Below are 12,681 nucleotides of genomic sequence, written 5' to 3'. Positions count from 1 at the left end.
TCCAAGTACCTCTATATTCCCAGTAATTTTTTGGAAATATAGTTAGGTTTATTAATGTTACTCTTTTTTATATGAGACAAACTTGATAATTTCCAATTTTATTTATTTTTTATCTTGACATATTACCAGTCGTCTATTTTAAAATATACGATTGTTATAAAATAATAGCCAATTATTATATTTTATATCATTTTTAAAAAATATAATCATAGTATATACTACTTTTTTAATAGTCTAACTATATAATAAAAGTTTCTTCATTATATTTCTAGTTAAGGAGGAGAATAAAATAATGTTAAAAGTATTGCTAGTTATTATTTATATAGCCTTTATTAGTTTAGGCTTACCTGATGCAATATTAGGATCTGCTTGGCCAATGCTACACCAAGATTTAAATGTTCCCATATCTTATGCTGGAATAGTTACAATGATTATTGCTGGTGGAACAATCATTTCAAGCTTTTTTAGCGAAAAATTTATAAGGCGTTTTGGAACTGGTAAGATTACAACCTTTAGTGTGTTTTTAACATCTATTGGTTTATTAGGTGTTTACTTTGCACCTAGCTTTATCTGGATTTGCTTACTTGGAATACCATTAGGTCTAGGAGCTGGAGCTGTTGATTCTGCTTTAAATAATTTTGTATCTTTACATTATGAAGCTAAGCATATGAATTGGCTTCATTGTTTTTGGGGAATAGGGGCAACATCAGGGCCATTACTTATGTCTTTATTTTTATTAAGAGAAAATGGATGGCGAATGGGCTACACCACAATAGGTATTATTCAAGCTGTCTTAGTCTTATGTTTATTTATATCATTACCCTTATGGAAAAATGTTGATCTAAATTCTAATGAGAACCTTGAAAATACTGAAAGCCTAAAGATGTCAGCTTTGCTTAAACTAGCGGGAGCAAAACCTGCCCTTGTATCCTTTTTATGTTATTGTGCAATAGAATTAACTACTGGCTTATGGGTTAGCTCATATTTAGTTCTAAGTAATGATTTACCTATACAAGTAGCTGCTAAATGGGTATCCTTATATTACTTAGGTATAACTGTTGGCAGATTTATAGCTGGTTTTGTTTCCATTAAATTAAATAATAAGCAAATGATAAGAATCGGACAAGTTATTTGTATTATTGGTGGAGCCTTATTATCCATAACTTATTCAAGCAATATTCAATTAATAGGTTTAATATGTATAGGACTTGGTTGTGCACCTATTTATCCAGCTATGCTTCATGAAACTCCAAATAGATTTGGAAAAGAGCTATCTCAAGCGATAATGGGAATGCAAATGGCTACAGCATATGTAGGAAGTACCTTTGTACCACCTTTATTTGGACTTTTATCAGAAATTATAGGCTTTAAAATTTTACCATACTTTTTATTAGTATTAATGATATTAATGCTTGTGCTTACAGAAAGAGTTAATAAGGTTTGTAAAAATACTAATAAAGAAAAAGAATTGTTAGGAGAAAAAATATGAGTTATATAGATTTACATGTTCATTCACATTATAGTGATGATGGAGAATTTTCACCAAAAGATTTAATAGATTTAGCTTTAGAAAATGGTATCAAGTATCTCTCCATAGCAGATCATAATTCTGTAGATGGAATAAATGAAGCTCTGGAATACAGTAATGGTAAAGATATTAAAATAATTCCTGCCATTGAATTAGACTGTACTATTGATAATGTTAACCTACATCTTTTAGGTTATGATATCAATTATAAAAATAATATCTTCAAAAAAATTGAAGATGATATAATATCTCAAGAACAAATTGCATCAAAGAAACGTATTAAATTAATTAGAGAATTAGGAATAAACTTTGATGATGAAGTAATAAATTCTCTATCAAAAAATGGAGTTGTTAATGGTGAAATGATTGCAGAAGCCGCAATTATATTTGATTCAAAATGTGAAAATCCATTACTAAAGCCTTATTACAAAGGAGGACTTAGAAGTGATAATCCATATGTTAATTTTTATTGGGATTTCTGTTCACAAGGAAATCCAGCTTATGTAGAAGTTAAATATATATCTTTAGAGGAAGCCATTAGAGTTATTTTAGATAATGGTGGTACTCCAATATTAGCCCATCCTGGAAATAATATTAAAGAGAATAAAGAGCTATTAGATAAAATAATTTCTTGTGGTGTTAAAGGAATAGAGGTATATACTACTTATCATAATAAAGATAAAACTCAGTTTTATAAAGAATATGCACTAAGTAATAACCTATTAATAACTTGTGGTAGTGATTTTCATGGTAAAACAAAACCGAACATAAACATTGGTGGAGTTCATTTTGATGATTCATTAAAATCTTTAATCTATGAATTTAATAAATAACTTTGCTCTTTATTTCTATGTCATAGGTTCTAATTTTTCTATTACGTTTCGAAAATTTTTTTTATAAAACCAAATATGATATATTTACATATATAAACAAATAGTTTATAATATGTAAAAAGACAAATTTCGATTTTATACATCATTTGTTAAGCGTGTTACCTATTGGGCATTAGCTTTCTTGCTTTATTAAAGTGAGAAGGCTTTTTTTGCGTTATGTAAATTTTTACCACCAAGTTGAATAACACTAAAATCAATAAATGGAATGTATATATCTTAATTTATCTTTTATTAACTATAAGGGGGAAGCAAAATGAAAATTAAAGTCAAAAAGCTACTTAGCTCTGTTTTAGCCGTTGCAGTTACCTTTGGTATGGTTCAACCATCTAATGTTATTGCAGCTCCTAATACAAAGCTAGAAGAGACTGAAAAAACTTCAGGATATGAAATTTATCCTACACCTCATCAAATGAATTATTTAGGTGATGAATTCGTTATACGTAAGGATGTAAATGTTATCTATGATAGCACTATTGATGAAGCAACTAAAAAACGTATGACAGAAGTTTTAAATTCTAAAGACAAGAAAATAACAGTTTCAAATGAAGTAATTAGTGGAAAAACTAATATCTTAGTTGGAACTTATTCCTCAGGAGAATATGTAGATTCATACATACAAGATAAATATTCTGTTGATGGAGGTTTATTTGAAAAAAATGATTCATACTTTATGACAGCAAAAGATGGAGAAATAGCTATCTTAGGTAAAAATACTGATGCTGCATTTTATGGAATCACTTCTTTAAAGCATATATTTAATCAAGTAGATGGTTCTACTATAGAAAATTTTGAAATGAATGATTATGCTGATACTCCTATTCGTGGATTTATTGAAGGATATTATGGTATTCCATGGACTAACGAAGATCGTATGTCTCTAATGGAATTTGGTGGAGAATTTAAGATGACTTCTTATATCTTTGCACCAAAGGATGATGTTTACCATACAAGCAAATGGAGAGAATTATATCCTGAAGAAGAACTAGCTAAAATTGCTGAAATGGTACAAGTTGGTATAGATACTAAAACAAAATTTGTTTGGACTGCGCATCCTTTCATGGGTGGATTTAATGCTGGTGATTATAAAAATGAAGTAGTAAAATTAATCGCTAAGTTTGAACAATTATATTCAATTGGTGTTCGTCAATTTGGTGTTCTTGGTGATGATGTTGGTAATCTTGATAAAGAAATAATTACTTACATGATGAATGAATTATCAGAATGGGGTAAGGCTAAGGGCGATGTTTATGATTGGGTATTCTGTCCTGCAGGTTATAATGCATCATGGCAAGGTGATTACTCAGAATTAAATGTTTATGATGAATTATTCCCAGAAAACGTTCAAATATTCTGGACTGGTAACTCAGTTTGTGCTCCAGTTAGCCAAGATACTTTAACTAACTTTAGAACTCATAGAGCACCAGAAGGTGTAACTAGAAGAAGTCCATTATTCTGGTTAAACTGGCCAGTTAATGACATTAATATGAAAAGATTAATGATGGGTAAAGGAAGTTTACTTCATACTGATATAAATGTTGAAGATTTAGCTGGTGTTGTTACAAACCCAATGCAAGATGCTGAACCTTCAAAGGTAAGTCTTTTTGCTATAGCTGATTATGCTTGGAATGTAAAAGACTTTAATGATGATAAAAGTTGGGAAGATTCATTTAAATATATAGACTCTAATGCTTCAGAAGCTATGCATACAATAGCTAAACATACATCTGATCCATCACCAAATGGACATGGATTAGTTTTAGGTGAATCAGAAGAAATAAAACCTTTATTAGATGAATTTAGTAACAAATTAAATAGTGGAGATTCAATTCTTGAAGTTGGAACTTCATTAGTAAATGAAATGGATATAATAATTGAAGCTTGTAATGAGTTTGTTAAATCTAGCACTAATGAAAGAATGGTTGAACAAATTGCACCATTTGCAGCTTCTTTAAAAGACTTAACTTCAGCTATTAAAAGCTACACTCAAACAGCAATGGATTTAGAAAGAACTGATAATGATTCAGCTATCCAAAACTTTGCTGAAGGTACAACTTTATATGAAAACAGCAAAACACATGATAGACCAACTATTAGTGGAACTAATAAAGCTCAACCTGGTTCAAAACGCTTAGTTCCATTTGTAGAAGCTCTTAGAGATGCTCTTTCTGATGAAATAAATTCACTAGTTAATGGTGGAGAACAATTAGTTTTAACAGCATCTACTAATATAAGCAATGTTTATGAAGGTAAAATTGAAAATATAATAGATGGTAAAGATAATACTTACATCTGGAATGGTCAATACGAAGAATCAGGTCAATATTATCAAGTTAACTTAAGTAAACCAACTACAATTTATGGTGTAGATATTTTAAATGGTACAAACAATAAACCAGAAGATACTTTTGGTACTGCAAAGGTACAATACACAACTGATGGAACTACTTGGAATGATGTTACAAACAAAACATATGGTCCATATGCTACAACAGTAAAAGTAACTGGTGTAGAAATTAAAAATGTTGTTGCAGTAAGATATATTTGTACAGAAGCAGGAAGTGGTCGTAAATGGCCTGCTATGAGAGAACTTAAAATATTAACTTCTCCAGAAGTAACAGATGTACCTACATTTACTTCTCAAGTAATACGTACTACTGATGGTTGGGGTGTATACTCAGGATCAGAAGCTAATATGTTAGATGGAGATGCTAACACAGGAGTTCACTTTAGAGTAAGACAAGGTGGTACACCTGCTGATTCAACTATTGCTGGAGACTATGTTGGAGTAAAATTAAGTCAACCAATCGTACTTGGAAAAATAAAAATTCTTCAAGGTCCAAATGCAGGATCAGGAGATTACTTTAAAAATGCTACTTTAGAATACTCTTTAGATGGTGTTACTTATACAGAAATTAAACAATGTGTAAATGAAAAAGATATTATATTAGATTTATCTGATCAAAATATTGAAGCTCAATATTTACGTTTAAGAAATAATGTAAACCAAGGAACTTGGATTGGATTTAGAGAATTTGAAGTAAATGCTAAAGTTTATAACAATGGTAAAGTTTATACTAATGTTGAAAGTTATAAAGAACATCCTGCAAATTACTTCAATGATAATGCAGCTATGGTTGCCCTTGACAATATTACATTAGAAAATGGTCAATATATAGGATTAAAATTAAAGCGTATTCACGAATTAACTGAGTCAATTTTAAATGGAACATCATTAGAAAACATTACACTTCAAGTTTCAAAAAATGCTTACGAATGGGAAACTATAGAAGCAGGAACTTTAGAAAACACTGTTAATGCAAGATATATTCGTTTAATAAACTTAACAGATACAGCTGTTACTTTTGATGTAAATGAATTTAAAGTATTCTCAAGAGAATTTGAAAAAGCTTCTTTAATAGAAACTAATATGGGAACTATTGCTGAAGGTAAAATAGAAAACTTATTTGATAAAGATCGTTCAACAGGACTTAAATATCAAAGAACTCAAAGAGTTGGAGATTACATGATTCTTGATTTAGGACAAGAAATTGACTTAGATGAATTAAAAATAGTAACTCATGACTCAGATAAAGACTATATCCGTGATGGTTTAGTTTATGTTTCAACTGATAAAACTCAATGGGGAGAAGCAATAATCACTATAGGTGATCAAGTAGCTAATACTACTTCTGATGATTCAACTATTAACGAAAGCTTCCCAGACCATGAAATTTCATATAATGTAGCTAAAGCTTCAGAAATAAATAAGAGAGCCCGTTACATTAAAATTGAAATAACTCAACCTTACTCACATAGATGGACAAAAATAAATGAAGTTGAAGTAAATGGTGGAGCTTATGTACCTTCAGTAAACAATCCAACATTTGAATCTAATACATTAGATACTCAAAATGGATTATATGAATACTTAACTGATGGAGATATTACTACAATGTATGTTCCAAATTCAAATAATGGATACTTAACTTATTCATTATCTGATAACAACGAAGTAAACTACGTTAAAGTAATGCAAAATGCTAAGGCTATTTCAAATGCTAAGGTTATGGCAAGAGTTCTTGGAGGAACTAGATCAGCTGAATGGATAGAACTAGGGACTTTAAATAAGGGAACAAATGAATTTGTTTTACCTGCTGGAACTGTTATCTTAGACCTTAAATTTGAATGGAATGGAACTACTCCAAACTTAGTAGAATTATCATTTGACTCTGTTTCAAATGTAACTGTAAACAAAGATAAATTACAAGAATTAATAAACGAAAGCATAGATACAAGCCTTTGGACTGCTAATAGTAAAAATTCTTATGAAGCTGCTATAAATGTAGCTAAAGAAATAGCATCAAATACTTATGCAGCTCAAGCAACTGTTGATAGTGCAATAAAAGAAATAGAAAAAGCTAAGGAAAATAAAGAGCTAAAAGGTGATTCTTCATTAGTTCAAGAATTAATAGATTCAGCTCTTACAGATTCTTCAAAATATACAGCTAAAACTTGGGCTAATTATCAAAAAGCCTTAAATTCAGCTAAAAAAGCTATGGAAGATGTTGAAAATATATCTGAAGCTGATGTAATAACATTAGTAAATGATATAAACACAGCAAAATCTGCTTTAGTATTTAATCCAGCTAATAGAGAAGAAGCTGAAATTATATTAGAAGATACTTTAGTATTTATAAATAACATTGAAAATGTAGAAAAAACTTATACCATAAATTCTTGGAATGCATTATTAAATTCAAAAACAGAATTAGAAAACTTAATTGAATTAAATAAAACAGAACCTCAAGATTCATCATTATTTGAAACTGCTAAAAACAATATGTTAGAAGCTAAAAATGCTTTAGTTAACATTACTTCATTAGTTTCAATGATTGAAGAATTTGAAGGAATCACTAATTCATCTATTTACACAGAAGCATCATTTGAAGCTTATGAAAATGCAGTAAATGCTTCAAGAGAATTATTAGTAAATGGTACAGAAGAAACTATTCTTGCTGCTAAAACTTTAATTGCTGAAGCTAAAAACAACTTAGAGCTTGTAGGTTCAAGTGATAGCTTAAAAGGATTAATTTCTGAATTAAAAGCTTTAGATAGCAAAAACTACACTGTTAACTCACATGCTGCATTAATAGCTAGAGTTACAGAAATTGAATCTTTAAACTTAGATAGAATGTCAGAAGAAGAATTAAAAGCTTTAGAAACTGAAATTTTAAGCTTAAAAAATGCTTTAGTAGATGTAACTGCATTAAATGCTCAAGTAGATATAGCTAAAGGCTTTGATTCAAATCTATATACTACAAGTAGCTACAGTACATTAGTTGAATTAGTTGATAAAGCTAATGAGGAGCTTGTAAGTGGTACTGAAGAAAGTATCCAAGCTTTAATTACTTCTATAGATAAAGCTATTAAAGGACTTGTAGCAAGAGTAAATAAAGATGACGTTACTAACTATATTAATAGTATAGAAGAATTAGACTTATCAAAATACACTGAAGAAACTGCTGCTAAATATACAGAAGCATTAAATGCATTAAAAGCTATTCTTGATAATGCTGAAGATACTTCTGCTACTGAATTTATAACTGCTAAAAATAACTTTGAAACGGCTAAGGCTGAATTAGAGTTAAAAGAAGAACCAGAAACTCCAGGCGATGGTAATGGAGGAAATGGAAACGGCGGAAATAACGGTAACGGTGGCAATAACGGTAACAATGGTAACAATAATGGAAATAACGGAAATAATAATAATAATAATAATAATAATAATAATGGCAATAACAACAACAATAATGGTAATAGTAATGGAAATAACGGAAATAAACTTCCACAAACAGGTGGAGTCGATTCTAACAATGTAATACTTGTTGGAGCTATATTCCTAGCATTAGGTGTAATCTTTATTTACACAAGAAAAAAAGCTACTAGATAATAATTAAGGACTGTATCAAAATCTGATACAGTCCTTTTTTGTTTAAACCCTACACTATTTTGAAAATATTAATGTAAAATAAATTTATTAGGTTTATTTATCAAAAATATTTGATATAATATAAGTAAGAAATATATTATTTCTCTTTTTAAAGCCATATTCTAGATTTAAATTTATAATATGGTTTAAGAAAAGCTTAGTGCTGGTAACACTAAGCCTAGTCTTAGAATATTTATTTATTTTAGGGCTATTGGATTAATTTAATTGCAAAATTAATTAAGAAAAAGTGCTAATCTTGCGAGGATGGGGCACTTTTTTCTTTGCTCTTAACTTCAATATCTAAACCAAGCAATTTAACCTTGATTTTTAAATGACATATAAAAAGATTATGTTTTAAAATTAACTGTATTATATATACAATTACAACACACTTTATAAAAGTATCAAACATTTCCAATACCACCTCCTTGTTATAATGAATTCTCACCAATAACTAAAAAGGAGGATAAAATATTCAAAACCTCCGCAGCCATCCTTCTACGGATTTTCCTTAATCTAACATAAATATTATATCATACTTAGTCATCAAAAACTATTTTTAAATCTCACTCTATTATTACAAAAAAACTATTATTACCTCGTATTGAAAGCTATACAGTTGAAATATTTGGTAGTGATAGAAAAGAAGTAATTGCATTAGATGGTAGTGTAACTAAACAATTAAATGATGTAACAGTTAATCTTCTCTATAAAATAACTAATAAAAAAGCTAACTCATAAGTAATTACTGATAAAGTTAACTTTTTACTTTATAAATTATTTTATGTAATTAAAAAAATTGCTTACTAAAATAATTAAAATACTTTAAAGAATCTTATTACATATTTAATCACGCTAAATTTGCTTAACAACACTTTAGATACTACTTTTAATTATTGAATTTATGACTACTCTATATAAATATCTAATATTTGTGACCTACTCTTATCTTTGCATTACGTTTACAAATTTTGTATAATAATTATATAACTATGTTTACTTTTAAGATAGGAGTTGATTATTATGATGGGAAAATTTATTGATAGCTTAATTAAAAAGACCATAATAATACCTTATGAAAATAGCCTTGTTTATCCAAAAACAAGTATTACCAAGGAGGCAATAGCGAGATATTGTGCTAAAGAAAGTTTTTATTATGAATTTCTTGGTAAGAGTCAAGATGATAACTTACTAGTTAAAATTAACGAAGTAGATTATGAGGTATTGCGTTTCTTTGCAGGTAGAGGTGGATATGCTATTCACTGTAAACGTATTTAATCTGCATTTAAATTACTTATTATATTTTTATCCTTTATTTAAAACAAGTGTTGCTAAAATTAATATTATTAATTTTAGCAACACTTGTTTACTCGTAATATTTATCAAACATTATAATATCAATATTGATTTAAATCATAGGCATAAAAAATAATTGCTGTTTATTTTTCTCTTCTCTAAAACTCTTATTTCAAAATCTCTGAGAGCTTTTTTAAATTTACTTTTAGTTAGAAAACCTAATAGCTACTTCCCCATCACCTAAAACTACTACAGTATAATCTACAGTAGTATCATATAATTTAAAACTTGCAGACCATACATTATTATCTAGCTTCAAATAGTATTTTAACTCTCTAGTTGAATCTTCTACAACAACTATATTTACAGGCTTTTTAGGATTAACTACATCAACTTGAACTATTGACCCAAGCTCCCTATTAAATTTATATATTCCTTCTTTATAAGTTCTTGCATGTGGAATTGCATCACTAGTGGCTAAAGTTATTGCATTAACTTTAAATGGTAAACTAAAAATAACTAATAATACTAAGCCTAAAACAAACTTCTTCATCTTACCACTCCTTTTGTTATTAGTTTAATCAATAACAGAATTAATATTTAATCTTTCTAAATTATTTGTATAAACAAAGCTACATATAACTGATGTTAAAGGAGAAACTATTACAAGTCCTATACAACCTACAAAGGTTTGAACTATTTCTGACGAAATAAATTTTGTGTTTAATATGCTCATTAAAGGAGTTCCTTGAGCCATATATACCATCATCACTCCTATAAAGCTTCCCATATAAGCTAAAAGTAAAGTGGTTGTTTGTGAACCAACAACTGAGCGCCCAATATTCATTCCTGATTTTAATATTTCCTTTCTAGATATATTTGGCTTCTTATCTACTACTTCTTCTATAGCTGCTGAAATATCAATTGCTAAATCTAAAATAGCTCCAGAGCATGATAAATATATCCCTGCTTGATATATTAATGTTAAATTTAAATTTTGATATCCTGAATAAATAAGAGATTCTGACCACTGTAATATTGATCCATGAATCTTAAATAAATTACCAAATATAATAGCTAATATACAAGTTATTAATGATGCTGCAATTGTTCCTAAAATAGCGCTATATGCTTTTTTTGTAAATCCTCCAACTAATATAAGTGTTGCTATTGCTATAACAATTCCAATTATTAATGCTACGTATATAGGGTGATATCCCTTAAGTAGTAATGGTATAAATACTTTTAATATACATACTAATGTAAATGCAAATGAAATTATAGTTCTAACTCCTGTGCTACCTGAAAATAATATAAGTAATACTATAAAACAGCCTATTAATAAAATTTCTAAGTTTAATCTATAATGATCTACTAAGTTAGCATAAATAAATTCATTGCTATTATTTTTTTCTATTAATGCAAATGCTGTATCTCCAATATTAAAAATCTTATCTGTTTCTAAAGATCCGCTTAAAAGGTTAACTCCTTCATGAGTTTCTCCCTTAAATGTTCCACTTAAAACCTTAATAGTTGCAACTTGCTCACCAGTTCTTATAAGCCCTGAGTTTACTATAGTATCATTGTTTATTTCTAATATTTTAACTTTTACCCCTTCAGCATTTGTATATATAGCTTTTTGAAATCCAGTTGGAATAATCAACAACACTATAATTGCTACTAAACAAATTAATGAAAATATAATATTCTTATCTTTTAATTTACTTTTACAAAATTTCCTTATTTTATTAGCCAATTTTTTTACCTCGATAGTTTATTTATTTTTCTACAAAATAATCATACCCCTTAAGCATTTATTCTCCTGGGGTATGACATATTTATTGTGTAATTTAATTATTTAAGTCCTGTAAGTTTAGCAGTTTTTAAATAGATATCTGTATTGTCATATGACCCATAGAATTCTTCTGCTCCTGCTCCTATAGCATAAACTGGAACAGGTAATCCTGTATGTGAATATGATGTCCAACCAATACCTGCCTTATTATTTAAAATATGAGTTAATGTTACTGTAAGTGGTTCATATTCCCCATATAATATTTGAGCTTCAATACTTGTGTCTCTATCATCAGTTGCTTTTAATGATTCATCATAAGCCTTTTTCAGCTTATTTAGCTCATAATCATTTAATACTAATTGATTATCTTCAGCGCCTTCCTTTAGTAATCCAAAGTTTTCTGTTACTAATGAAAAGGCATCATCAAATGTAGCTCCTGGATTTGCTTCTATAAACTCTTTTAAAATCTTATCAAAGGATTCATAAGACATTTTTTGATTAGAAAGTAAATCAAATGCTGTGTCATAACCTGTTGTTGCTTGTCCTAAAGTCATACCTCCAGTTTCATGGTCACCAGTTACTATAATTAATGTTTCATCTGGATGCTCATTATAGAACTTTACTGCCTCTGCTATTGCATTGTCAAATTCTACTACGTCTTGGATATTACTCATAGCATCATTTGCATGTCCAGCCCAGTCAACCTTACCTGATTCAACCATCATAAAGAATCCTTCATCATTATTTAAAACATTTATACCTGTAGTAACTAAATCTCTTAATTTTAATGAGCTTTCATCTGTATCTAAATCATATTCCATCGCTCCATCAACTAATTCAGGGTTTATAGCATATACTTTCCCGCTTTCTTCATTAAGTGATAATATCTCTTCCTTATCTCTAGTTACCTTATATCCTTTTTCATTTAAAATTTCATATATATCTCTTTGATCTTTATTCTTTCCTGTAGGTTGTCCTAACTCTCCCCCTGCAAAATAATCAAAATTACTATCTGCCATTTGAACAGCTATATCATAATAATTATTTCTTGATTCAACATTTGCATAAAAGGCTGCTGGAGTAGCATGATTTAATGTAACTGTTGAAACAACTCCAACCTTATATCCTTTTTCTTTTAATTGTTCTGCTATTGTTGTTACTTTTGTAGTTTTATCTGACT

The 12,681-nt window shown here is 28.8% G+C and carries 8 protein-coding genes; 4 read left to right on the top strand and 4 right to left on the bottom strand.

Annotation, left to right across the window (positions count from 1 at the left end; translation table 11 throughout):
* Positions 1-292: 292 nt before the first annotated feature.
* From ACRDBA_RS04090 to ACRDBA_RS04080, 3 genes are all read left to right on the top strand, one after another.
* The gene (locus ACRDBA_RS04090) at positions 293-1,489 is read left to right on the top strand and encodes an MFS transporter (protein ID WP_438571647.1); all 1,197 of its coding nucleotides are present in this window, start codon (positions 293-295) and stop codon (positions 1,487-1,489) included.
* Positions 1,486-2,361, top strand: coding sequence for a PHP domain-containing protein (locus ACRDBA_RS04085; protein ID WP_438571646.1), 876 nt, complete (start codon positions 1,486-1,488; stop codon positions 2,359-2,361). Before ACRDBA_RS04090 ends, ACRDBA_RS04085 begins: the two co-directional genes overlap by 4 nt.
* Before the next feature lie 313 nt (positions 2,362-2,674).
* On the top strand, positions 2,675-8,371 hold the full coding sequence (locus ACRDBA_RS04080; protein ID WP_438571645.1) for a beta-N-acetylglucosaminidase domain-containing protein: 5,697 nt from the start codon (positions 2,675-2,677) through the stop codon (positions 8,369-8,371).
* Between the two features lie 289 nt (positions 8,372-8,660).
* Here ACRDBA_RS04080 and ACRDBA_RS04075 read toward each other — a convergent pair whose 3' ends face one another.
* Positions 8,661-8,828, bottom strand: coding sequence for a hypothetical protein (locus ACRDBA_RS04075; protein WP_438571648.1), 168 nt, complete (start codon positions 8,826-8,828; stop codon positions 8,661-8,663).
* Between the two features lie 605 nt (positions 8,829-9,433).
* Here ACRDBA_RS04075 and ACRDBA_RS04070 point away from each other — a divergent pair.
* Entirely contained in the window at positions 9,434-9,688 is a 255-nt protein-coding gene (locus ACRDBA_RS04070) for a DUF4318 domain-containing protein (protein WP_438571644.1), read from the top strand.
* 223 nt (positions 9,689-9,911) lie between these two features.
* On the opposite strand, the gene ACRDBA_RS04065 is transcribed toward ACRDBA_RS04070, so the two are convergent.
* The 3 genes from ACRDBA_RS04065 to ACRDBA_RS04055 form a co-directional block, all read right to left on the bottom strand.
* Positions 9,912-10,259, bottom strand: a complete 348-nt coding sequence (locus tag ACRDBA_RS04065; protein ID WP_438571643.1) for a hypothetical protein — start codon at positions 10,257-10,259, stop codon at positions 9,912-9,914.
* Positions 10,260-10,283: 24 nt separating this feature from the next.
* Entirely contained in the window at positions 10,284-11,462 is a 1,179-nt protein-coding gene (locus ACRDBA_RS04060; RefSeq protein ID WP_438571642.1) for a YibE/F family protein, read from the bottom strand.
* A 98-nt stretch (positions 11,463-11,560) separates the two neighbouring features.
* The coding region (locus ACRDBA_RS04055; RefSeq protein ID WP_438571641.1) for an alkaline phosphatase at positions 11,561-12,681 on the bottom strand (1,121 nt) is incomplete at its 5' end.

The organism is Clostridium sp. (genome assembly GCF_051654825.1).
In the GTDB taxonomy this organism is placed as follows: Bacteria; Bacillota; Clostridia; order Clostridiales; family Clostridiaceae; genus Clostridium.
The sequence above is the reverse complement of the archived record's forward strand: the minus strand, read 5'-3'. Positions and strand labels throughout refer to the sequence as shown.

What these genes read in the sequence shown, in the direction of transcription:
- ACRDBA_RS04065 (WP_438571643.1), bottom strand. Translation starts at nt 10,259, where the DNA reads ATGAAGAAGTTTGTTTTAGGCTTAGTATTATTAGTTATTTTTAGTTTA.
- ACRDBA_RS04090 (WP_438571647.1), top strand. Translation starts at nt 293, where the DNA reads ATGTTAAAAGTATTGCTAGTTATTATTTATATAGCCTTTATTAGTTTA.
- ACRDBA_RS04080 (WP_438571645.1), top strand. Translation starts at nt 2,675, where the DNA reads ATGAAAATTAAAGTCAAAAAGCTACTTAGCTCTGTTTTAGCCGTTGCA.
- ACRDBA_RS04085 (WP_438571646.1), top strand. Translation starts at nt 1,486, where the DNA reads ATGAGTTATATAGATTTACATGTTCATTCACATTATAGTGATGATGGA.
- ACRDBA_RS04070 (WP_438571644.1), top strand. Translation starts at nt 9,434, where the DNA reads ATGATGGGAAAATTTATTGATAGCTTAATTAAAAAGACCATAATAATA.